The sequence below is a fragment of the Lacticaseibacillus huelsenbergensis genome (genome assembly GCF_029726355.1).
Taxonomy (GTDB): Bacteria; Bacillota; Bacilli; order Lactobacillales; family Lactobacillaceae; genus Lacticaseibacillus; species Lacticaseibacillus casei.
The window spans coordinates 2023884-2047641 of record NZ_CP120687.1 but is presented as its reverse complement, the minus strand read 5'-3'; the positions used below and the strand labels follow the sequence as shown (position 1 = coordinate 2047641).

Sequence of the window (23758 nt, the reverse complement as noted above, 5' to 3'; positions counted from 1 at the left end):
TTGCACAACACAACGCGGGTCGCAAGTGAAGCCGCTTGAAACTATGAATTGTGAGGGCAAACAGGTAAGTTGGCTTTGAAGTGCGTTGTCTGGCGCAATGGGCAACGGTGGCTCGTGGAGGAATAAGGGTTGTAAGGCAATCAGGTTCCGAAGCGCCCCAGCTTACGCTCTTCCTAAACGCGATCCCTGGCGCAGAAGTCTGCGTGTAAGGACCTCAGGCGCAATGGCCAAGCCCGGGCCATCACGCCTGAGGCCACTTACACTCCGACTTCTAACCGCGCCAGCTCACGCTCTTTTTACAGTATTAGAATCCGCTTTATTTTTACGGTATACTAAGGAGTATTAGACCAAAATTTAAGGTGGGACAAGCACTTGAAAAAGTTCGTCGATCGGGTCAAGACGCTTGGGACTCGATTTCGCCGCTGGTTCACGGCATTCGTGACGCGGCGTCCTGATTCCAAAGCTGATTCCAAACATTTAACGGGTAAAACTGCCGTTGTTTTTTACGGTAATGTCACGCTTCAAAGCATCAAAAGTATTGTCTATTACTTATTAGGCGTTTTAGGCATTGCAGCTGTTTTCGGCCTCGGCTTATTTGGCGGTTATTTTGTGTCGATCATCGATGCAACGCCGATTCCGACCGAAGCAGCGATGAAGGCAACGCTATCCAACACCAGCCGTACTTCCAGTATGTATTTTGCACATAACGTCAAGCTGAGCGATGTCAAAAGCGATTTGTATTCGACAAAGGTCAGTCTTAGTGACATGTCGCCGTGGCTGACCAAGGCGATCATTGCCACTGAAGACGAAGACTTTTATCGTCATGACGGGGTGGTGCCTAAGGCGGTGATTCGGGCTTTCTTTTCCGACTTAACCGGCATGGGTAACCAAACTGGCGGCTCGACTTTAACACAGCAGGTTGTCAAAATGATGTTTTTGAACTCAGAGACAACCTTCAAACGTAAAGCCGCGGAGATCATGTTGGCACGGCGTCTAAACAACCACTTCAGCAAGAACGAAATTCTGGAAACTTATCTGAATGTCGCCACGCTGGGTCGGAATAACAAGGGGCAAAACATTGCGGGGGTTGAAGCGGCTGCACAAGGACTTTTTGGCGTCTCTGCCAGTCAGGTGAACCTGCCGGAAGCCGCTTTTATCGCCGGACTGCCGCAGAGTCCGTTTGTTTACACACCGTATACTGCCGATGGCCAACTAAAAGCCAGCCTCAAATCCGGCATTAATCGGCAACAGACCGTTCTGTTCCGGATGTATCGGGCTGGCGTCATCAGTCACAAGCAGTATGTTGCAGCCAAATCATTCGATCTAAAAGGCGCGTTCCTCAAGCCTGAAAACGCGGAGCAGGATGACAATGAGTATGGGTATGTCTACAACATGGTACTCAGTGAAGCTAAATCATTATTAGCTGAGAAGTTAGCCCAAAATGATGGTCACTCTGCTGCCGACCTTGCCAAAGACAATGCCTTGAACAACGATTATTTAAGGCAGGCAGGCGACCTTTTTGCTTCGAAAAACTACCAAATCAAAAGTACCATCAACAAAGACGTGTACGACCGGATGCAATTTGTGATGCGCGCCACGCGAAACACATTCGGCCAAACCTATACCAGCACCCAGATCAATCCTAAAACCGGCGAAACCGAAACCGTTAAACATCCGGTTCAAAACGGCTCTGTCGTGTTGGACAACCAAACCGGCGCTGTTCTCGGGTTCGTCGGCGGGGTCTCGGGCGAACTCAATCACATTTACACCTTACGTTCTCCCGGCTCCACGATTAAGCCGCTTTTGGTGTATGCACCAGCGATCGATCAAAAAGTCATCGGTTCGCAGACGGCTTTGGCTGACTTCAAAACCAACCTTGGCAACAATTACAGTGTGACCGATTACGGCGACCAGATTCAAAATCGGTTCATCCCTGCCACCGAAGCGCTTGCCCAATCCTACAACATTCCGGCAGTTAATCTGTATAAACACATCAAGCCGAACGTCAATGTCAAAAGTTACATGGAAAAAATGGGCATCGATACCCTCACCGATAACGATTACAGCCAGCTCGGTCTAGCCTTGGGCGGTACCGATTATGGCGTCGACGTCAAGGAACAAGCCAGCGCCTTCTCCACTTTTGCTAATGAAGGCGAACACGTTCCGGCTTATGTCATTTCTGAAATCGTTGACCCTTCAGGCCATGCCGTCTACCGGCATCATGTTAAAAAGACCAAAGTTTTCTCTGAAGGTACTAACTACATCATGAATCAAATGCTGAAAAACGTGGTTGAATCAGGGACAGCTGAGAGCCTGAACTATCAGCTGCGCTTCAACACCGATAACCTGATCGGGAAAACCGGTACCAGCAACGATTTCCGTGATATTTGGTTTATCGGTTCAACGCCTGGTGTCACCATTGCCAGTTGGATGGGCTATGACAACAGCAACGGCACCAACTACACGCTTGATGAAAATAGTTCAATGACCAACGAAGCTTATTGGTCGAAGTTGGCAAATGCGGTTTATCACACCATCCCTAAGCAATTTAAAGTTGACAAAAAACTAGCTCGACCAAGTACCGTCAAGTCTGTCACTGTTGATAAGCAAACCGGACAACCGGCTGGCACCCTTACTTTTAACGGCCGGACTTATCATACAGGCGGATCAACTGTTACCAGCCTTTACAATGATTGGCAGCCAACTGCGAAAGCCGAATTTGGCATCGGCGGCAGCAAAGACAATTATCAGTTGTTCTATGACCATCTCAACGGCAAAAGTAACGGCTATGGTCAGGTTTCTGACGCTAACGGCCGCTCGACCGAAGCCAAAAAAGAACATCAGGAAACGCCAATCACGCCTGAAACCACAACACCGGCCACGACGGAAAGCAGCCAAACGCCTAGCGTCACGGTGCCTTCCAGTCAGAAAAACCAGCAGGGAACTTCCGAAAACCAGCCAAGTGAACCACAAACCACAGGTACTGGCGGGACAAACGGCGCAACTGGCACTGGCGGCGAAACAACCGGCACTGGCACGACAACGACTGGCGGTAACACGACCGGCGGCACAACAACCAATAATCAGCAAACCACACCTGCTACAACTGGCAGCGGTCAGTAAGTTCATGCGTCATCTTGAAGGCCACTCAATCCAGTAACGCAAAAATCGGTTCTAAAGACACACATCATCTGTCTTTAGAACCGATTTTTTATTGCTCACGAGGTGCCAAAGCCGACTTCGCGCAACAACTTTATTTGGTTGAGCCGCGTTTCAAAATATCGAAACCTAACATCACGGTTTTTTCTTCGATCTCTTCTTTGTTCATCATCTTTGTCAGCAACCGCATTGCAACAGCACCGATATCATAAAGCGGCTGATCAATTGATGTCAGTTGCGGCCGGGTCATTTCAGTCAACTTGGTGTTGTTGCTGGTAATGATTTCAAAATCATCCGGCACCTTCACGCCTTTGTCCAGTGCGCCATCCAAAATGCCGACTGCCAACTCGTCATCACCGGCAATCACCGCGGTTGCGCCGACTTTCTGCAGTTTACCAAACAATGCCAACCCTGCTTGATAACTTGGCTCATTTTCAAAGATCAGGCTTTCATCATAGGCAACGCCGGCTTTTTCAAGTGCCTGTTTATAGCCCTTGAGGCGGAACTGACCGTTAATCGGATGGGTGAGCGAGCCGGTCGCCAATGCCACCCGCTTATTACCGCTCTCCAGTAATTGGTGCGTCGCTTCTTCAACTGCAGCCACGTAGTCAATGTTGACACTGCCAACCTGTTCATCCGGATCAATCGAACCTGCCAGTACAACCGGCGTTTTGCTCCGGGAAAATTCCGCGCGAATCGAATCGGTCAGTTCATGACCCATGAAAATCAACCCGTCAACCTGCTTGGCTAACAAGGTGTTAAGTACGGAAACTTCCTTTTGGTTATTTTCATCCGAGTTCGCCAAAATAATGTTGTATTTGTACATGGTCGCCACATCATCAATCCCGCGCGCCAGGCTTGAGAAGAACATGTTGGTAACGTCAGGAATGATAACGCCGACAGTTGTCGTTTTCTTGCTGGCTAAGCCACGGGCTACTGCATTCGGCCGGTAGTCGAGGCGTTCGATAACCTCTAAAACCTTCTTGCGGGTAGCCGGCTTCACATTCGGGTTACCATTAACCACTCGGGACACCGTCGCCATCGATACATTTGCCTCGCGGGCAACATCATAAATTGTTATTGTTTGTTTTTCCACTTTATTTTCTCCTTAGTCGTGAGTATGAAAATCACGAAACATCTATTTACATTCCAAAATAGCAGAATGAGAAAGGCAATGCAAGCGTTTTACTGAATTTTCCATGAAATTTTCACAAACAGGCTTTTCAGAAAGTCCGGCGTATTGCTCGTGATATACTGTTAGAGAAAGTTGCATCAGGCATTGAGATTGGTCCCCTTATTGTGCGGGTCATTTTCGGTGCCTGAGCAACTGGCGCGTTAATATCACGGTGCAGCACAAATATGGTAAAAGATTCGTTTTGCATGATATTTTGTGTTGGGCCCTTTTAAGGAGGAACACGATGAACGAGCATTTAGCAGCATTACAAACCTGGGTTGGCGAAGAAGGCCTCGACCTTGCCTATATCAGTGACCCGGTCAATATCAATTATTACACGGGCTTCTTCCAGGATCCCGAAGAACGGATCACCGCCTTAATCGTCACCCCGGACAAGGATCCGTTCCTGTTCACCCCGCAACTCACCATTGAGGAAGTTAAAAAAACCGGCTGGCCTTATCAGGTATTTGGCTATCTTGATCACGAAGATCCGTTTGCCGTCATGGCGACCCATATCAAGGACGTGAACCCTAATCCGACCAAGTGGGCTATCGAAAAAGATAACCTCGCAGTCTTCAAATTTGAAGCCCTCATGAAGCAGTTTCCTGATGCGACTTTTCCGATTGATGCTTCCCGTTTCATTGAAAAGCAACGGTTAATCAAAACACCTGCCGAAATTAAACAAATGGAAATTGCCGGGGCTCAGGCTGACCGCGCGTTCCAAGCAGGTTTTAAGGCGATCAAGGCAGGTGCCACTGAACAGGAAGTTGCGGCTGAAATTGACTATGCGATGATGAAGGAAGGCGTCATGCACATGAGTTTTGGCACCATCGTCCAAGCTGGCGTAGATGCGGCCAATCCGCATGGCGAACCGATGGGAACAAAGCTCGCTCCAAATGAACTGGTCTTGTTTGATCTTGGTACGGACAACCATGGTTACATGTCTGACGCCACGCGCACCGTCGCTTTTGGTCAGGTCACCGGTAAGCCGCGTGAAATTTTTGATATTTGTCTAGAAGCGAACCTGACTGCTATGGATGCCGTTAAGCCGGGATTAAAAGCATCCGAACTCGACAAGATTGCCCGTGACATTATTACCAAAGCGGGTTACGGCGAGTACTTTAATCACCGCTTGGGACACGGGATCGGCATGTCCACCCATGAATTTCCATCCATCATGGAAGGCAACGACATGATTCTACAGCCAGGCATGTGCTTCTCGATCGAACCCGGTATTTACGTTCCTGGTGTCGCCGGTGTTCGGATCGAAGACTGTGTCCACGTCACGGAAACCGGCTGCGAACCGTTTACCCACACATCAAAGGAATTCACTGTCATTAAAGGCTGATGACGCCGGATCGCTCGTCGGTAAAAACTGAACAGTGCGCTAATATCGAAAATGGTCCCAAAGAGGTAGACGCTGCCTCCTCGGGACCATTTTTATGTTGTTGACTGCTGATATTTTTGTCTCTACCACCGAAATTGACTAGTCTGCTTCCGACTGTTCATATAAAATACCGGCCTTGCGCAGTGCTTCTTTAATTTTGGCGATATTTCGTTCATTTCTAACGCTAATCGTGTGCAAATGAATGCCACCGGTTAGCTCCGACAGCAGGCGGCCCTGATAACGCGCTAGGCGACTCAAAAACAGCTTCATATCGGCAACGGTGCGAATATTCAGCTGGCCGCGTAACTGACCATATAGCGGATGCTCGACCAAAACATCTTCAATCCATCCGCCGTTGTCGAGGATCAGCTGCAGCTCTTCCTCTGTTTGCTCCGGCGTGTGTTTGCAAGGAATCAAAAACTCATGAGCCGCTGGATGTGACAACGTATAACCACGCGGCGTTGCAATGATCGGTTCGCCTTGGGCCCGCAAAAGCGCAATATCACCGACGATGGTCTGCCGACTGACGGTAAACCGCCGCGCAAAACTCGACGCACTGAGCGGTTCGGCAGCAGTACTCAAAGTGGCTTTGATGTGTGCCTGACGTTCGCTATTTAGCATAGTATTCTCCCTCATTCATGATCAAAATGCTTCAAACAAATTCAGCTACGATGCTAAAAGCGACAAACGAAAGGCGCTCACGTCGGGGTGTCTTTCGTTTGTCGCCATTTTTAATATTCAAAATCCGGTGTTACTGGTGATGATTAATCGGTAGCTTCAGATTCAGAACTTGCCGGTTTGGCTTCTGATGCCGCTGCACCACTAACCGGCTTTGGTTCGGTCGGTTCAGGCACTTCATCGGTGCGGGTTTCACTACCCTCATCATCGTCTTTGGCTTGGGCAAACGCACTCTTACCATCCAGCACAATGTCATCAAAATCAGCCGAAGTATCCGTATCCGCTGCGGTATTCAATTGATCACGCAATTGCTCAGTCGCAGCGTCATAATTAGCCAACGCTTCTGACCCATCGGCATCATTCCCACGCGCCTTCAAGTCATCGACAAAATCCGTTGCGCTTTGCTTCCAGTCAGCACTAGCCTCTTTGGCGTAATCATAATAATCAACCGCACGATCGGCTAAATTCGCGGAAGCATGCTTGACGCGTCGTTTCAACTCGTCACTGGTTTGCGGTGTCAATAAATAAGTCGTTGCTAAGGCACTGGCAGCTCCGAATACAAATCCAAGCAAAAAATGTCCTTTTTTAGCCATGCTGATTCCCCCTGCTATTCATTATGATGTTTCTTTTTGGTCAACATTGAAAATGCTTTGGCACCCATACGTGTCGCAACCGTCGCCTTGGCCCCGTTCTTAGCACCATGGGCAACGCGTTCGGTCAAATTACGCGTTGACTGATTCAAATCAGAAACGCTTTCACCAAGCTCACCAATTGCGGTAAAGACAGGATCAATTGCCGCCACCTTGCCATTTACATCTTCAAGAAGGGTATTGCTCTTCGCAAGAAGGCCTTCGATTTCCTTCGTCAAAATGCCAAGCTCCCCGTTGACCGTGTTCAACGTCTTATTCGTCTCGGCAACCGTTTCCTTAACTTCCTTGGTCACACCCGAAACCCGAATCGCAATGACGGCAATCGCCAAAGCAATAATCAAAAAAGCAACCGCAGCAATGATCCAAGCAATCTCTCCACCTGACATGCAACACCCTCCATTTCAAACCAGTTGGTTACATCAATCATAACATCGAGGGGAGAGTGGTGCAAAAGATTTAAAGAGCGTGAGCCGGCGCGGTTAGAAGCCGGAGTGTAAGTGGCCTTGGACGTGATGGCGCTCTTTGCCATTGCGACCAAGGTCCTTACACGCAGGCTTCTGCGCCGGGGATCGCGTTTCGGAACCGGATTGCCTTCCTATCCTTATTTTCCCCCCCATGGCTGGTCTTTGGCCATTTGGGTTTGAGGTCCTTACATGCAGATTTTTGCGCCAGGGAGCGCGTTTCAGAGCCGGATTGCCTTTCTATCCTTATTTTCCCCCCATGGCTGGTCTTTAGCCATTTAGGCTTGAGGCCCTTACACGTAGATTTCTGCGACTGCAAACGCGTTTCGGAACCGGATTGCCCTGCAAAATTTATTCCCCCAATACCTAGGCTTTGGCCATTTAGGTTCGAGGTCCTTATGTGTAGATTTCTGGGCCTGCGAGCGCGTTTTCGGGCCGGATTGCCCCGCAAAGCTTATTCCCCCAATGGCCCGGCTCTGCCCATTGCGACCAATGCCCTCACACGCCGCCCCCCTGCGCCATCGAACACATCCGAAACCGAATTACCTTACCACACTTACTCCCTACCACCCTCACCCACCCCTTCTCCCACCAAAAGTTAAAACTTATCCGCATCATGACAAATCCCCAGCAGATCCGCCCCGGTTCTGGTAAAATAAAGCCAACACCAAGAGGAGGTCGTCACGTGACAGGCATGATGTTCACGGCAACGGCCGTAACTGAACAACCCAATGTGTGGTTACGGTATTTTAAAATCATCAACTGGGATAAAATTGCCGGGACCGTAATTGATAAGGTTCTGTCGTTGCTATTCTTTTCGATTTTATTTCTTGCACTTTATCGTTTAGGCCAGTTTGCCATCAATCGAGCTTTTAAAAGCTATCAACGCCGCGCCCATTTATCAGGCACGCGCGTCAAAACCATCCACACCCTTTCGCGAAATCTATTTTTCTATTTTGTGCTCTTCTTCTATTTTTACGCGATCCTATCAACGTTGGGCGTTCCGGTGGGGACACTGCTTGCTGGTGCGGGCGTGGCCGGCTTGGCAATCGGCTTTGGTGCTCAAGGCTTCGTCAATGACGTTGTGACTGGTTTCTTTATTCTACTGGAGGCGCAGTTTGACGTTGGTGATGTTGTCCAATTAGGCAAGATTTCCGGAACGGTCACGAGCCTTGGCTTACGCACCACGGTGGTTAAGAGTTATGACGGTACGGTTAACTTCATCCCTAATCGCAACATTACAATCGTCAGCAACCTTTCCCGCAGCAATATGCAGGTACTCATTAAGTTGCCACTTGAGCCGACTGCTGATCTCGATTTGGTCCGCAAAACTATTGAACGCGTCAATCACGACTTAGTTCCAAAGTTCACGACTATCACTGAGGGTCCGGATATTCTGGGTCTGACAGAGGAAAAAAATGGCACGTTTACCTACCAAGTTCTTTTTTACGCTGAAAACGGTGAGCAGCTCAGTTTACAGCGAACATTTCTCGCTGCTTACATTGCTGCATTAAACTCCGCCGGCATTCATGTGATAACGCCGCCGATCAATTTACAGTCTGGCTCATAAAGAGTTTGGCGTTTTACCAATATTCACACCAAAATCCATTTATAAGGAGATGCTATGCTCAACTTCATCAAAGGTGCCATCATCGGCATTGCACTTGTCATTCCCGGTCTTTCCGGCAGTATTTTTGCCGTCGTCGTCGGGTTGTATGACCGCCTCTTACAAGCAGTGAATCACTTCCGCGCCAATCCCAAGAAAAATTTGCGTTTCTTGGCACCGATTGGCTTAGGAGCTGTCGTTGGTATCTTGGTTTCCACTAAAGCCGTCCTAGTCGTCACCACGCATTGGCCGCTACCTAGTTATGGTTTCTTTATCGGGTTAGTACTTGGCATCGGCCCGTTTATTTATCGCAAATTGGTGCTCAAACCCTTCACTTGGTGGTACCTCTTACTAGTGGCTGGAGGATTTGCGGGTATTTACGGACTAGCCAAGATTGGCGGGACCCAGCCGGAGAACCTCATTGCCATTCAGCGCCTGAGCAGTGTTAGTGACGCCGGTGTGATGGCTTTTGCCGGCATCTTTGCGGTATCGTTAATGGCCATCCCTGGTATTTCCGGCTCCGTCATGCTGATGGTCATTGATCAATACGGAACCGTCTACAATGCCGTCAGCCAGCTAGGCGATGCAGCCCGGGCATTCGCTTCCGGTAACTGGTCGGCATTTAACGCAGCGATGGGCTCGGTGGCGTTGCTGCTGCCCTTCATGCTTGGCGCCATTGCCGGTCTGATTGCGGTGGCCAAATTGATGGCGTATTTGCTCGAGCATTTCGAAACCCAGGTTTATTATGCTGTATGCGGTATTGTTGCCGCAGCAGTGGTCATTCTGCTCGAAACTGGCATCGCGCCTTATTGGCCGGCTACTGGCATGGTTATTCCGGCACTTTTGGTTGTGGTTAGCCTCATCATCGGCGTTTTAGCGACCATTTTCCTAGATAAACCGGAATCCAACGCAGACGCTAACTAATGTGGCCAACAAAAAAACCAGCACACAGGTTTGTCCGCATGCCGGTTTTTAAGGGGTTAAGATTCTTTTTCAACGACTGACGCTAAAGGTTCCAACTGGAAATGCTTGTCGATATTGTGACCAATATTGTTGATGCCCTTCATCACCTCACGCCGGGTCACGATACCGGTAAAGTATCCATCCTGAACGACCGGAATGAACGGGTTGTCGACAAGCAAATGTAAAACGTTCTCCAAGTCATAGGGGTCACTAATTGTCGCCACATCAGTCTCCATGACATCTTTGACGGTCATGGTATCTAGTGACTGAAAACTGATATGGTCCAGACCCAGCATCGTTTCGGTAATCATCGGCAGTGAAATGAGCCCTTTAAACTTCGAGTCGTGATCCAAAACCGGAATTTTCGCATAGCGCACCTTGGTAAGAACAAGAAACGCATGACTTAATGGGTTGTCTTCGGAGACCGTCGCAACCATATCTGCAGAAATCATAAAGTGATGACGATTTTCAATCAGCATATTGGCAATGGCTTGATTTAACATTTGGGTAGCTCCTTTTTAACATTCTTGGTTTAAGTACATCGAGCAAAAAGTTAGATTAGTTAACTTTATTGGTTCAGTTTACCGCTTATCCATGCCGGTGCCATCCGTCAAAAGGCGGAAACACCATATGGTTATTTTACCATGAATGACATCAAGGAATTTCGATCGCCGTTATTCATAAGAAATACGACAACTTTTTAGTGAGCGTGAGCCAGCCCGGTTAGAAGCCGGAGTGTAAGTGGCCTCGGGCGTAATGGCCGGGCTTTGGCCATTGCGATCGAGGTCCTTACACGCAGACTTCTGGGCTGGCGAACGCGTTATGGGTGAGCGTGAGCAGGAGCGCTTAGAAATCGGAGTGTAAGTGGCCTTGGGCGTGATGGCGCTCTTTGCCATTGCGACCGAGGTCCTTACACGCAGATTTCTGCGACTGCGAACGCGTTATGGTGGAGCGTGAGCCAGCCCGCTTAGAGCCGGAAGAACACGTTATCGCAAGCAACAAAGCAAATCAAAGTAAGCACCATGCACATGCTAGCAATGAACGAATCATTTGGAGGGGTAAAAATGACATATGATCTAGGCGTGCGTTTGGCCGCCGAATTTATTGGCACTGCCATTATGGTTTTGTTAGGAAATGGCTCCGTTGCCAACGTCGATTTGAAGGGTACCAAAGGAAATGGCTCGGACTGGCTGCTGATTGCGGTCGGCTACGGCGCCGGGGTCATGATTCCTGCCATGATGTTTGGCGCCATTTCCGGTAACCACATCAATCCTGCATTTACGTTAGGTTTAGCTGCCTCTGGCATGTTCCCGTGGTCAGAAGTGTTGCCGTATATTGTGGTCCAGATGGCCGGTGCCATGGTCGGACAGCTGTTTGTCGTTGCAGCTTACAAACCGCATTATGATCTCACGACCAATACCCAACACATTCTTGGGACATTTAGTACGATCAGTGCGACGAAGAGCAAACTAAACGGTTTCGTCAACGAATTTATCGGTTCGTATATTCTTTTCATCGGCGCCCTTGGTATTACCAAAGCACCGTTCTTCCAAGACAATCTTGGAACGGCACACATGGGCTTAGGCTTCCTTGTGGCGACATTAGTGGCATCGCTGGGTGGCCCAACCGGACCGGCGTTAAACCCGGCCCGTGACCTCGGCCCGCGAATTCTGCACGCGCTTTTGCCATTAAAACACAAAGGCAGTTCCGACTGGGGATACGCCTGGGTGCCTGTAATCGCACCAATCGTTGCAGCCATTCTCGCGGTCTTCACCTACAAACAACTCTTCATGTAACAACGGTTTGATTCTCATAAAAAATCGGCTCTAGCAATTGCCGCTAGAACCGATTTTTAATTATCTCAAACATGCCGATCACGCCTGCAAAAAGTCGCGGCTTAATGGCGCAACGATGCTGCCGTCCCGCTTCAAAAAGTCAACGTGCACTTTGTCCTCTGTCCAGGAAACTGTGGCGTAAGTACCGCCTAAATTGGTAAACTGACCGCGGGGCTGACTAATTGAGCCTGGATTCAAAATCACCATGCCAGCGCGCTCCTCCACGCCAAGTTGATGCGTATGCCCGAAAATCACCAGCTGAGCGTGGGCAGCTTCGCCGGCAGCCATGAGCTTATCCAATCCAAAGTTCACGCCAAATCGATGACCATGCGTCATGAAAATCGTGATACCTTTAACCGTCGTTGTCACACTCATGGGAAAATTAGGATCAAAGTCCATGTTCCCTTCAACCGCATGATACGTTTGAAAAAGCGAATCATCCGCAGGTAACTCCGAATCGCCAGCATAGAAATAACCATCCAGATCCGGCTGCTGTTTCAAGATTGTCGCAAGAATTTCACGATCGCCGTGCGTGTCGCTTACTGCCAGAATTTTCATATCTCTTCCTCCAACCATGCCTGCCAGACTTTCTCCAGTGACCGCATGGCATTGCCCCGATGACTGATCTGATTTTTTTCTTCGGCAGTCAGTTCTGCCAACGTTTTGCCTAGTGATGGCACCAAGAAAAATGGATCGTAACCAAAGCCATCAGTTCCGCGCGGGATGGCTGTGATTTGTCCGGAAAGATCACCATGAACCACCAGATCGGCTTCCGGGTGATCCGGTTTTGCCAGCACCAAGGTTGTATGGAACGTGGCGGTTCGCGCATCGTCAGGAACATCGGCTAAATTCGCCAAAAGTTTGGCATTGTTCGCCGCATCGTTATGCCCATCGCCGGCATAACGGGCTGAACGAATGCCCGGTTGACCATCCAGCGCATCAACCATCAAGCCAGAATCATCGGCAATCACCGGTAACTGGAGATCTTTGGCGTACTGGTCGGCTTTTTGCCGCGCATTTTCTTCAAAAGTCGTCCCAGTCTCGTCGACAGTCGGAACGCTGGGAAAATCAGCCAGACTTTTAACCGTGACGCCAGCGGGCTCAAACATCGCCTTAAATTCTTTTACTTTACCGGGATTTTTGCTGGCTACCACGATGGTTTTGCCATTCGTTATGTCTGCCATGTCGACAAAGTGAGTCGGCTCCGATTCAATGTTAACATGCTGGGCATGCATGGGCGCTTTCAGCTCGAGCCAGGCCTCACCCAGTTCATCAAACATGGAAGGGGCTCCTGTCGTATAATAAGCGTGCGTGGGCGTTTCATGGCTGTCATTGGCCAAATCAAAATAGTCCAGCAGCATCGAAACATCATTAACGGTTTCTGCGCCTGAGTCAATTAAAGTGACGCCGCTGCCCATCACGTTTTGAATAATCGGCCGTAAAATCGGGTAATGGGTGCACCCTAAAACCAGCGTATCAATGTCGGTGTGCAAAAGCGGCTGCAAGGTATCTGCCACCACCCGCTTGGCAATTGGCGAATGCGCCTCGTTACTTTCTACCAGTGATACAAACTTAGGCGCGGCCAGACTGGTTAGCCGAATGTCCGGCGCTTTCGTCCGCAAAGCTTGGGTATAGGCACCACTTTTAACCGTTCCTTCTGTTGCGATAATGCCGATGTGGCCGGTGCGCGTTGCTTTTAAGGCCGCACGACTGCCCGGCTTGATGACGCCGATCACCGGGATCGATAGCTTGGCTTTAATCAACGGTAAAGCCGCCGCTGTCGCCGTGTTGCACGCAATGACCAGCATTTTAATGTGCTTGGTGAGCAGGAAATTAACCATCTGCCAAGTAAATGCCTGAACCTGTTCGGCGGGTCGCGGTCCATATGGCAGACGCGCTTGGTCGCCTAAATAAACCGTATTTTCGGCCGGTAACTGATGCAAGGCTTCTTTCACAACGGTCAAGCCGCCGACACCTGAGTCAATAAATCCGATTGGTTGCTTGTTCATCATGATGAATCTCCTTTTGAAACTTCAATTTAAGGTATCGCCGTTGGTTAATGTCGACTGCCACGCTAGCCTGTTACTAAATTGCAAAATCTAGCGCGACCCCGACTGAAAGCACGTGACGGCCCCTGATACTTATCTGTCGCGATAAAACTCTGAAACTTCATTGTGAGTTTAAATCTTAAAAAAAGCAAGCGTTCAGAAAAGCATGTTTTTAAACCCATTTTTCGGCTATACTAGACGAATAGAAACAGGAGGCACAACATGGCAAAATCTGATTATACCACCCTGCTGAACCTTCCCGGCTCGGTCTCATTCTTTGCGGTAACGGCAATGCGCGATCTGATGTTGCCGAATATGCTGGGTGAAGAACAGCACCATATTCTCTATTGGGCAGGACGCGACTTGGCAACCAAATTGCCAGTCGATGAAACCGCCTTGCCGCAACTCTTTACCCAGGTCGGTTTCGGTACCCTAACGCCGCTCAAACAGAAGCGCCAGGAGCGCCAATATTTGCTGGCTGGAGACGTCGTGGCAACCCGTATTCGTACATACGATGACCCAGACTTTCAACTTGAAGCCGGGTTTTTAGCCCAATCATTGCAACAGGTCTTGGGCTTTGCCGTTGAAGGCGGCAGTGCGATTCAACGGCGCGACCAAAACGTTGTCCTAACCGTTGTCATGGACAATCAAGATTCGCAACCTACTGCCGATCATCTCATTGATCTGGCGCCCGATGATCAGTAACTCCCCTTCAGGTCGACCATCAACTTAAGGGATGACCGAACAACCTTGAATTAGACGCAATCATGCAAAAGCGACCCCGAAGACGCCATTCGTCTTCGGGGCCGCTTTTTGTCAGGCACGAATATTAACTATCGCTATTTTCAGAACCTCAGTCTAGGCCATTGGCTGACCGCTGTTGCCAACTCTTCGTATAAAACTGGTCGTTAAGTTTGTAATGAATTCTTGCTGCCTTATTCGTTTTAAGGAACGGACGGACAGTTTGGTCCATTTTAAGCCAGCCGCGCCAGCCAATATGAATCGTATCTTCCATGAAGTACGGTTGCGCACCATCTTGGCTTAAGTCCAGGACATGATTAAAGCCTTGTGTTTTCAGCTGATAATTCAACTTCGTCACGGTATCTTGGATCATGTTCATATCCAAGCCGGTATACGCTGCCCACTTGGCATTGATTGGCGGAATGACAAACAAAACTTCCATGTGCTTTTTCGCAAAGGTATTCAAAACCAGTTGCAGATCAGAATATTCCGGCGATTTCACATAACTCCAGTGCGCTTGTGACCCCTCCAGCTTAGGCAAATTCTTTTTAACTCTTTTCGAATAAAAGTCATTCTTGAGTCCAAAAGGATTGTTCGTCGTGTCCTTCATGCCTATCTGTGTCGCCACACCGTCTAAGTCGTCAACATCATACTTAGCCGGCAACTGTTTGGCCGCCTTATTCAACTTAGGCTGATTATTATTTAAAAACAGCTGTGAGAACAAGGCATCCTGATGATCAGCCATCGGACTTTTAACTTGCTTCAAATACCAATACTGGGCATCCGACAGCTTCTGTCCGGCAGCAATGTTCTTCAAAGCCCCATTAGACATCCGATCCGAGTTAGTCGAAGGAAATTGTAATAGTCGGCGCGCTGCATAGCGATCCGCTTCTGAATTCGGATTAGCATGCAACAGGAACGTCGTCAGTTGCGCCGGAGAAAAGAAGAAGTCAAACTGTGCCTTGCGCACACCACCAGGAACGAACCATTGCGGCGACAGCACCATCACAGCCTTTTTCCCATTCGCATGCGTCAACGCGTTGACCGACAGGAAATGTGTCAGCGATTGAGTACCGGCCATCCCCATCAAAAACGGACGATAGCTGCGATGATACTTTTGCGCCAATACGGAAGGGTGCAAAGCATCCATCCGCGACAATTCGGATGACCCAATGAACGGGACATAGTTCTCGGCCATGGCTTCATTTTTAATATTTTCGCCTTTAAGCACGTTGGCCGACATTGAACTGGCTGCCTGCCTGATCGTCGCTTGGCTGCTGCTGCCAAACTTAAATGGCACGAGCATCAAGGCGGCGACCAGGATCACAGCGATCAGCAGCGGGCCAAGTCCGCGCCAAAGGATCTTCCCGATCGGTTTTTTCATTGTGCTTGTTCGACCTTTGCAATGATTTTATTTGGAGTATCCCACTCCTTACGATCAAATTCGGATACCGGTGCGTTCACACCATACTGGCTTTGCAGTTCCAACAGCAGCTGTACGGTTCCCATTGAATCCAACAGCCCGGTTTCAAACAAGTTCATATCCAAATCCTTTTTCACATCGTCAGAACCGGTTAAATCAGCCAAAATATCCAAAACACCATTTTTAATTGATTCGTCTGCCATTATCAACTACCTCTTTCTTTTCAACTCCAGTCGGTCATTGAACGACCGGCCATTTACCACAACATTTTTAATGGAACCACAGTGTGTCCAAGAACCCGGAAAAAATCAAGAACGAAAGGCAGACTGCATTTGCTGTCATGAAAATAGCAAAGTAATGCGTTGCCTTATTGTGCGGGAAGAAGTCTTTGTGCTTCTTCTTAAAGCGCAGCCAAGCATCGGTCAGATTGATGAGCATGGCGTGGAATAGCCCATAGACAATGTAATACCAGGTTTCCCCGTGCCAGATACCCATAATCAGGAATAACACCAGATACCCGACAAACGCCGTCGAGACCCGTGATTTCAACCACTTATGTTTCATCACGAAGAACACAAACCGCATGTAGATGTAATCACGGAACCAGAAGCTCAGACTCATGTGCCAACGATTCCAGAAGTCCTTAATGTTATAAGACATCCATGGCTTGTTGAAGTTCATTGGCGTCTCGATGCCCATCAGATACGAAATGGCTACTGCGAACAAACTGTAACCGGCAAAGTCGAAGAACAAATAGCCGGAATAAGCGTACATGACGCCGACAACTGGCCAACTGAGTCCCAAGAATGCCCCACCGCGACTTGCCATCGCCATATGCTCGACGGAAGGTAGCCACAGCGTTCCAAAGATGTAACCCAAAATGAACTTGTAAAGGAACCCGAGCATCAAATAATGCATCGCTTTTGTGACTAGCTGGGCATAATGTTCAGGGTCAGGGACCCGATCATAATCTTTAACGAAGCGGCGATAACGGTCAATCGGGCCGCTTGAGATCGTTGGGAAGAACAATAGAAATTGGACAAACTTCCACATATTCAGGTCTTTGACCGAGCCATCCCGGATTTCCATGATCGTTCCGACGACACGGAAGGTCAGATAACTAATTCCCAGAAAACCCAGAATCGAGCCGTGATGTTGGAACAACGGGGTAAACTTGACAACCGCTAGCTGGGCAATGCCTAACGCAACACTGAGATAAAACACGGCCGTCGAGTTTTTCGACCCTTCTCGCGTGCGATACTTGAAGTAGGCATATACCAGCAACAGGTTGAAGACAACATATCCCAACAGTGCCTTACCCTGTGGCCACTTATCAGCATCAAAAATCAGAACCAGGAACACCAGTGAAAAGATGCTTTCATACCAATGCATCCTGAAGCCTTTAAACATCCCGATGATGACCGGCAGCAAGGCGATGATCAAATAGAGAAAATACTGTGGATTTTCATAAGGTTGTAAATTCAGCATTAGTGATTTACCTCTGCAATCAGTGCTTTGCGATCAACCTTGCCATTCGCTGTCAATGGTAATTGATCCCGATAAATAATGCGTTGCGGAATCATATATTCCATCACCATCTTGCCAAGTTCGGCTTTGACCGCCTGCGTTAACTTCATATCACTATCGAAGTCGTTAGGTTTGGCAACCGCAAAAGCGATTAATTGTGCTACTTTATGATCCTTATCGTAGCGCGGCACCGTTGACGCCTGCTTGATGTAAGAAACCTGATTCAGGTTATGGTCAACATCTTCCAGCTCAATGCGGTAACCGTGCAGTTTGACTTGAAAATCGGTACGACCACGATAAAAGATCATGCCATCTGCCGTCATCGTTGCTAAGTCACCGGAACGATACCCCCGCTTACTGCCAACTTTAAAGAAAGCTTTCGCGGTTTTATCCGGATTATTGAGATAACCCTTAGAAACACTTGGTCCGACAATCATTAACTCGCCTTCCGTATCAGGCGGTACTTGATTGCCTTGCTCATCAACAATGAAAATGTCGGTGTCAGGCTTGGCATACCCAATTGGCAACCGCGGATATTGATCGACAATTTCCTGCGTGATCGCCATACCGGTCACGGCAACCGTTGCTTCTGTCGGACCATAAGTGTTATAGACCGTTGCTTTCGGGAAGCGCGTAATCAGCTCCTGTGCGGTCTTATTGACAAGTTCCTCACCGCAGAATAGAAAATGCGTCAGGTTCGGATAGTTTTCCTGTTTAAAGTTCGGATCCAGCAAGGCAATTTCAACAAATGACGGGGTTGAAACCCATTCATTCAGACCGAGCTTTGGCAGCGTTGCAAATAAGTCTTTGAAGTTGTCAGTCACTTCTTTTGGCAAAGCTTTTAACGTGCCGCCGAGTACCAACGTTGGATATAGATCCATGACACTTAAGTCAAACGAATACGGCGGTTGGGACATCGAAACGACGCCTTCCTGAAGGCCAAAATCGGAGATATTCCAATTAACATAGCTCAACAGATTCTCATGGCTGATCTGAACGCCTTTTGGTTTGCCGGTTGTGCCGCTCGTGAAAATGATGTAGTAGTTATCGTCTCCGGTGACGGCATGTTGCAAGGAACGAATCGGTTCATGCGTCTTTTCGGCGTCATGGAGTTCCGGTGCCTTAATAATCTGGACGTCTGGCACCGTAATCGGCAGCGGAGCGACTTCAATGACGGCCGGTGCATGGGCAACATCCTGGACCTGAGTGATCCGTTCATTCGGACTGTGCGTATCGATCGGAATGTAGGCATGCCCTGATTTTGAAAGCCCAAGGAAAACCTCAACCATATCAAAGGTTTGTCCGCCATACACAATGATCGGCTGACCATCTGGCAAGGTTTCCGCAAAGAAACCGGCCAAGCGATCACTGCCGTCTTTTAACTGCGCGTATGTGTATTGTTTACCTTCATAATCATAAGCCACGCGCGTTGGATGCTCTGCGGCGACCCGATCAATCGCTGTGATGACATTATCGATCATCTCGGTTTTCCCCCTTTTTAGAACTCGTTATAGATGAATTTACTGTTATTGATGCCACTGTATCCGTATAGATAAACCAGAACCAGCAGAATCACGAAATACGTGACGGTCCAAAAGATGAACCGAAATGTGGGATTTTCCCACACCGCTTTTAATTTTGCGAACATCTTGTCACCCCACGTTCTTAATTACACGTCTATTATAGTTTTACAGAAAACGCCTCGCCAACGAAAAGCGTAACAATCACCTAACAGTTTCGTAATGTGAACCAGACAACTATCTACCGGGCTTCAACCCAAACAATTGTTTAACATCTCAAAGTTCCTGTTATACCAACGTCGGACGCGTTTATGCGTGTTCAATACAGGTCGTTTCCCAGGCTAAACCACCACGATGAAATAACCCTAATATAGCGATTACATCTGCAAAATCCCACTGATTTTCCTCGATTTGGATTAAGATTCGTCTTTTTATCATGTTTTTTATATCCACAGTGAACGGTATTTGCTTTAACCCCCAATTTTTGAGTCTCACCAATCTGGTTATGAAAAAGAAAAAACGCGTAACTTTCGCACAAACCTGCTTGTGTGCTAAAAAGTTACGCGTCTTATTTGACACTTCTAAAAAAGGCCACAGCCTTATTCAGACTGCAGCCTCCGACCAGAATGTTGGTCCTTTTGCTTCAATTAAGCGGTGTACTTGTTCAGTGTTGCGTCAAGCTGATCTTTGGTTTGATAGCCAACCAGCTTCTCGACAACCTTGCCATCCTTCTTGATAACTAGGGTCGGGATCGCCATAATGCCAAATGACTTTGGTGTCTCCGGGTTAGCATCGACATCCATCTTGACGAATTTAACATCATCGCGACTCTCGGCTAATTTTTCAATCACCGGGCTCTGCATGCGACAAGGGCCGCACCAAGTCGCCCAAAAATCGGTTAGGGTGACGCCGGTGTCGGTCTCCGTCTTGTAGTTTGAATCTGTAACTGCTTGAACCATGAACGGATTCCTCCTCTTACTTTTTGTAACTAAATCATAGCACATTCACTGGTAAAATACTACCAGCTACTTGAAATTAACAATCGTTGCCCCGGATCCGCCAGCATTCTGCGGGGCAAATCCAAAGCTTTTCACTTGGCGGTGACGCTTGAGGTATTGGGTCACGCCATTGCGAATCGCGCCGGTGCCCAAACCATGAATGATCGTCACCGACGGATAGCCTGCCAACAGTGCTGCATCGATATATTGATCCAGATCGGCCATCGCCTGCTCATAACGTTCGCCGCGCAAATCCAGCGTGGTGGACGGGCCGCTCATGCCACCGCCACTAACTTTGACCACTGGCCGCTGGGCGGAGGCCTGTTTGGTTGGTTTGACTTTTTCCAGTTCTGACGTCGGCACCTTCATTTTCAAAATGCCCATCTGAACCTGCCAATGATCCTTGTCGAACTGTTCCAATAAAGTGCCAGTCTGTTCATAACTGGCAACCTTCACTTCATCGCCGACATGTAAGGCCTGCTTTTCCCGCTCACGGCGAAGCACCCGATTTTTTTGCAGTGGCTCGTCTTGGTGCAGACGCTTCAGAGCGGTTTTGGCCGCAATCAATTGATTTTCTTTGACGGATCCCGGATTGGTCAGTTGCATTTGCCGCAGCTGCTTAATAATTTTATCCGCTTTTGCCTGCGCCTTGTCAACCATGGCATTGGCTTTTTCTTTTGCCTGTTGCAACTGAGCGTCCCGTTCGGTGGTAAATGTCTTATACGCGTCAGCCAATTCGTCGTGAAGCGCTTGGGCATCTGCCAGTTGCCGTTGCGCGGCTGCCCGCGCATTTTCTGCTGCCTTACGTTGCCTTTCCAAATCGCTGATCATATTGTTGAGTTCGTGACTGTCAGAGCTAATCATCGACTTGGCCCGATCGACAATCGGCTGCGGTAGACCTAATCGCATCGAAATATCGAAGGCGTTTGACCGACCGGGAACACCGACCAACAGGCGATAGGTTGGCTGCAGCGTTTTGCTGTCGAACTCCATCGACGCGTTGATGGTTTTGGGGGTGTTGTAGCCATACAATTTCAGCTCCGGATAATGCGTCGTGGCCACAACATAGGCACCAATTTCGCCGACCGCATCCAAAATTGCAATCGCCAGCGCCGCCCCTTCCTGTGGATCCGTGCCTGCGCCCAATTCATCAAACAGCACCAGACTATTGCGCGAAAGCTGTTTAAGAATGTGCACGATATTATCCATATGGGCCGAAAAAGTGGACAGATTCTGTTCGATCGACTGCTCATCGCCAATGTCGGCAAAAACCTCATCAAAAATGCCGATGCGGCTTTCATCGTCAGCCGGAATAAACAGGCCGGATTGACCCATGAGCTGCAATAAGCCTAACGTTTTTAAGGTGATCGTTTTCCCACCGGTGTTGGGGCCTGTGATCACCATTGCCTGATAATCTGCTCCCAGTGGGATATCATTACCAACCACCTGATGCCGGTCGATTAACGGATGGCGTGCCTGCCGCAACAAGACATCATTATCAGATGAAACAAGTGGTTCGGTTGCCTTTTGGTTCTTAGCCAACTTGGCTTTAGCGTTAATAAAGTCAAAATGGCCCAAAACCGCCGCGTTGGCTTTGATCTGCCCTGTATAGGGTGCCAACTCATTTGATAGCTCAGCCAACACCCGATTGATTTCGGCTGTTTCTGCCATCTGCGCCTCACGCAGACGGTTATTCAACGCGACGATAGCCTGTGGTTCAACAAAAAGCGTTTGCCCCGTGGCACTTTGATCGTGAACGACCCCACCGAATTTGCTGCGATACGCTGCTTTCACCGGGATGACATAGCGATCGTCACGAATCGTTACAATTGGATCACTCAAATATTTTGACTGGGCGCCACGCGTATATTCAGACATTTTGTTACGAATATCGCTTTCAATACGTTTAATTTGCTCACGAATCCCGTGCAGCTCGGGACTGGCTTCATCAGTTAAAGTGCCATCTGGATCAACGGCAGTCTTCAAACGCCGAGATAATTGCGGCAATGCTGTCAGTTCCTCTTGCAACGTATATAACTGCCGAAAGTCAATCTGATCCTGTAAGTCAGTCAAAAATTTATCGATGGCACTCACTGTTTGCAACACCCGACTGATGCTGGCCAACTCCTGGCCATTCAAAACGGCCCCGATATCGACGCGCTTTAATGCCGGATCAATATTTTCCAGCTGGGGAACCGGAATGCCACCTTTGAGCCGCAATGCTGAGGCTCCGTCAGCGGTTTCATCCAGCGCCCGTTGTACGGCCACCGGATCCGTTAACGGCACCATATTCTGGACCAGCTGCCGTCCTTTCGCCGTTACGACTTGACGCAACAGTGCTCGCTGAATCTTGTCGTATTCAAGTGTTTTTAAAATCTTTTTATTCATGTTCTGCTCCTATAACCACGAAGCGCCCAAAGACATCCGTTCTCCGTCCTTGAGCGTCACTGTGTTCACAACCAAAGGGCATTCACAAATTGTGTTAACCCTGGTGAATATTTAATCATGACTTTGGCAACAATCGAATGGTCGAGGCCCTGCTGAATCCCGGCAATCGGAATCAAAGCCAGCAGCGCCAAAATGAGAAACAAAAAAATATACCCGATTACCAAATTGGCAATGCCGCCAATGACAGCACTTCTGCGGTGACCCATTGCCTTATAAGTCAAATCATGAAACCACAACGAGATAATTCGAGTCATTAACCAGCCGATCGTCAGTACCAGTAAAAAAGCAAAGCCGCGATAAAACGCGGTATCTAACGTCAAACCGATTTTATCGGAATAAAACGCAAATTGACCGGCATTAGTCGCTGACGGATAAGGAATTAATAACGTGAAGTGTTCCCCTAATGGCTGGGCCAAGGCAGTTGCTGCCAAAAAACTCAGGGCATATCCGCCCACGTGTAGCCACTGCAACGCAGCCCCGCGACGTTCCCCACTGTAATAAAAATATGCCAACACTAAAATAATCGCAATCGAAATCAAGTCGTTCCCCCACTATGCCTTTTGATCCGGCTCATCCTGTTGGGCCGCTAACAGTTTAACCTGATCAGAAACAGCATTGAAGGCAACTAAAACGGCCTGCTCTTCGGCGGTCAGATCCGGTGCGAGCGTTTTAACTTGATCCAGCCGTTCGTTCAGCAGCTTTGTCACGGTCAAAAAGTGCTGCTCGGATCCGGGTCCGATAATCGTATACGCTTTACCGCCAATAACGGCTTTAAAGCGGCGCTTCTCCTCAGTCATGACGCGAATGCCTCCACTCTTTTAAGGTGTATTTTACCATAGTTAACCGGTCGCGAGCAGGTGCGGGTAAATGCGACTGAAATTGGGAGTTATCTGCTCGAAATGTGTTCGGTTGCCATAACACGCTCCCCCAGCGCAGAAACCTCCATGTAAGGAACTTGGTCGCATTGGCAAAGACCGCCTCGAAAACATACGTCCTCACTCCATAACGCGCTCCCCGGCGCAGAAACCTGCACATAAGGACCTTGAGATTAAATGGCCAAAGCCCAGCCATTTAATCTCAAGGCCACTTATGCTCCGGTTTCTAACCGCGCCGGCTCGCGCTCACACAAAAAGCAGACCA

At 48.7% G+C, this 23758-nt stretch carries 22 protein-coding genes; 6 read left to right on the top strand and 16 right to left on the bottom strand.

Annotation, left to right across the window (positions count from 1 at the left end):
- The first annotated feature begins 372 nt into the window (after window positions 1–372).
- On the top strand, window positions 373–3123 hold the full coding sequence (locus LHUE1_RS09345) for a transglycosylase domain-containing protein (RefSeq protein ID WP_049171114.1): 2751 nt from the start codon (window positions 373–375) through the stop codon (window positions 3121–3123).
- Window positions 3124–3253: 130 nt separating this feature from the next.
- On the opposite strand, the gene ccpA is transcribed toward LHUE1_RS09345, so the two are convergent.
- Entirely contained in the window at window positions 3254–4255 is a 1002-nt protein-coding gene (gene ccpA, locus LHUE1_RS09340) for a catabolite control protein A (protein ID WP_010493797.1), read from the bottom strand.
- A 322-nt stretch (window positions 4256–4577) separates the two neighbouring features.
- Here ccpA and LHUE1_RS09335 point away from each other — a divergent pair, with 322 nt between their 5' ends.
- Window positions 4578–5681: a M24 family metallopeptidase gene (locus LHUE1_RS09335; protein ID WP_049171120.1), complete on the top strand. Its 1104-nt coding sequence runs from the start codon at window positions 4578–4580 to the stop codon at window positions 5679–5681.
- A gap of 138 nt (window positions 5682–5819) precedes the next feature.
- Here the strand turns inward: LHUE1_RS09335 and LHUE1_RS09330 are convergent, their stop codons facing one another.
- The 3 genes from LHUE1_RS09330 to LHUE1_RS09320 all read right to left on the bottom strand — a co-directional run bounded on the left by LHUE1_RS09330 (window position 5820) and on the right by LHUE1_RS09320 (window position 7434).
- The gene (locus LHUE1_RS09330) at window positions 5820–6341 is read right to left on the bottom strand and encodes a transcription repressor NadR (RefSeq protein WP_049171121.1); all 522 of its coding nucleotides are present in this window, start codon (window positions 6339–6341) and stop codon (window positions 5820–5822) included.
- Between the two features lie 143 nt (window positions 6342–6484).
- Window positions 6485–6991 (bottom strand): YtxH domain-containing protein, encoded by a 507-nt coding sequence (locus LHUE1_RS09325; RefSeq protein WP_010493791.1) that lies wholly within the window; start codon window positions 6989–6991, stop codon window positions 6485–6487.
- A gap of 14 nt (window positions 6992–7005) precedes the next feature.
- Window positions 7006–7434 carry a DUF948 domain-containing protein gene (locus LHUE1_RS09320; RefSeq protein WP_049171124.1) on the bottom strand — a complete coding sequence of 143 codons (429 nt, stop codon included), beginning with the start codon at window positions 7432–7434 and terminating at the stop codon, window positions 7006–7008.
- 769 nt (window positions 7435–8203) lie between these two features.
- Here LHUE1_RS09320 and LHUE1_RS09315 point away from each other — a divergent pair.
- Together LHUE1_RS09315 and LHUE1_RS09310 are read left to right on the top strand one after the other, a co-directional pair.
- Entirely contained in the window at window positions 8204–9079 is an 876-nt protein-coding gene (locus LHUE1_RS09315; protein ID WP_049171167.1) for a mechanosensitive ion channel family protein, read from the top strand.
- Between the two features lie 54 nt (window positions 9080–9133).
- The gene (locus LHUE1_RS09310; RefSeq protein ID WP_049171126.1) at window positions 9134–10039 is read left to right on the top strand and encodes a DUF368 domain-containing protein; all 906 of its coding nucleotides are present in this window, start codon (window positions 9134–9136) and stop codon (window positions 10037–10039) included.
- 56 nt (window positions 10040–10095) lie between these two features.
- Here LHUE1_RS09310 and cbpB read toward each other — a convergent pair whose 3' ends face one another.
- Window positions 10096–10581: a cyclic-di-AMP-binding protein CbpB gene (cbpB, locus tag LHUE1_RS09305; protein ID WP_010493780.1), complete on the bottom strand. Its 486-nt coding sequence runs from the start codon at window positions 10579–10581 to the stop codon at window positions 10096–10098.
- Between the two features lie 561 nt (window positions 10582–11142).
- Here cbpB and LHUE1_RS09300 point away from each other — a divergent pair.
- Window positions 11143–11874: an MIP/aquaporin family protein gene (locus LHUE1_RS09300; protein WP_010493778.1), complete on the top strand. Its 732-nt coding sequence runs from the start codon at window positions 11143–11145 to the stop codon at window positions 11872–11874.
- A gap of 78 nt (window positions 11875–11952) precedes the next feature.
- Here the strand turns inward: LHUE1_RS09300 and LHUE1_RS09295 are convergent, their stop codons facing one another.
- Both LHUE1_RS09295 and racE read right to left on the bottom strand, forming a co-directional pair.
- Window positions 11953–12471 (bottom strand): metallophosphoesterase, encoded by a 519-nt coding sequence (locus tag LHUE1_RS09295; protein WP_049171129.1) that lies wholly within the window; start codon window positions 12469–12471, stop codon window positions 11953–11955.
- The gene (gene racE, locus LHUE1_RS09290) at window positions 12468–13922 is read right to left on the bottom strand and encodes a glutamate racemase (protein WP_049171168.1); all 1455 of its coding nucleotides are present in this window, start codon (window positions 13920–13922) and stop codon (window positions 12468–12470) included. The genes LHUE1_RS09295 and racE overlap by 4 nt, the downstream gene beginning before the upstream one ends.
- A gap of 261 nt (window positions 13923–14183) precedes the next feature.
- Between racE and LHUE1_RS09285 the strand changes: the two genes are divergently transcribed.
- Complete coding sequence (locus LHUE1_RS09285) at window positions 14184–14666, top strand: DUF2507 domain-containing protein (protein WP_049171131.1); 483 nt, start codon at window positions 14184–14186, stop codon at window positions 14664–14666.
- Window positions 14667–14814: 148 nt separating this feature from the next.
- Here LHUE1_RS09285 and dltD read toward each other — a convergent pair whose 3' ends face one another.
- The 9 genes from dltD to LHUE1_RS09240 all read right to left on the bottom strand — a co-directional run bounded on the left by dltD (window position 14815) and on the right by LHUE1_RS09240 (window position 23415).
- Entirely contained in the window at window positions 14815–16086 is a 1272-nt protein-coding gene (dltD, locus tag LHUE1_RS09280; RefSeq protein ID WP_049171134.1) for a D-alanyl-lipoteichoic acid biosynthesis protein DltD, read from the bottom strand.
- The gene (gene dltC / locus LHUE1_RS09275; protein ID WP_010493765.1) at window positions 16083–16328 is read right to left on the bottom strand and encodes a D-alanine--poly(phosphoribitol) ligase subunit 2; all 246 of its coding nucleotides are present in this window, start codon (window positions 16326–16328) and stop codon (window positions 16083–16085) included. Before dltC ends, dltD begins: the two co-directional genes overlap by 4 nt.
- Before the next feature lie 67 nt (window positions 16329–16395).
- Window positions 16396–17613: a D-alanyl-lipoteichoic acid biosynthesis protein DltB gene (gene dltB / locus LHUE1_RS09270; protein WP_049171136.1), complete on the bottom strand. Its 1218-nt coding sequence runs from the start codon at window positions 17611–17613 to the stop codon at window positions 16396–16398.
- Window positions 17613–19133: a D-alanine--poly(phosphoribitol) ligase subunit DltA gene (gene dltA / locus LHUE1_RS09265; protein ID WP_049171138.1), complete on the bottom strand. Its 1521-nt coding sequence runs from the start codon at window positions 19131–19133 to the stop codon at window positions 17613–17615. The genes dltB and dltA overlap by 1 nt, the downstream gene beginning before the upstream one ends.
- 17 nt (window positions 19134–19150) lie before the next feature.
- Window positions 19151–19300: a teichoic acid D-Ala incorporation-associated protein DltX gene (locus LHUE1_RS09260; protein ID WP_005714493.1), complete on the bottom strand. Its 150-nt coding sequence runs from the start codon at window positions 19298–19300 to the stop codon at window positions 19151–19153.
- A gap of 519 nt (window positions 19301–19819) precedes the next feature.
- Window positions 19820–20131, bottom strand: a complete 312-nt coding sequence (gene trxA, locus LHUE1_RS09255) for a thioredoxin (protein WP_010493758.1) — start codon at window positions 20129–20131, stop codon at window positions 19820–19822.
- Window positions 20132–20197: 66 nt separating this feature from the next.
- Window positions 20198–22558 (bottom strand): endonuclease MutS2, encoded by a 2361-nt coding sequence (locus LHUE1_RS09250; RefSeq protein ID WP_049171141.1) that lies wholly within the window; start codon window positions 22556–22558, stop codon window positions 20198–20200.
- A 65-nt stretch (window positions 22559–22623) separates the two neighbouring features.
- Window positions 22624–23157, bottom strand: a complete 534-nt coding sequence (locus tag LHUE1_RS09245; RefSeq protein WP_049171143.1) for a CvpA family protein — start codon at window positions 23155–23157, stop codon at window positions 22624–22626.
- A gap of 12 nt (window positions 23158–23169) precedes the next feature.
- Window positions 23170–23415: a cell division protein ZapA gene (locus LHUE1_RS09240; RefSeq protein WP_049171146.1), complete on the bottom strand. Its 246-nt coding sequence runs from the start codon at window positions 23413–23415 to the stop codon at window positions 23170–23172.
- Window positions 23416–23758 lie beyond the last annotated feature (343 nt).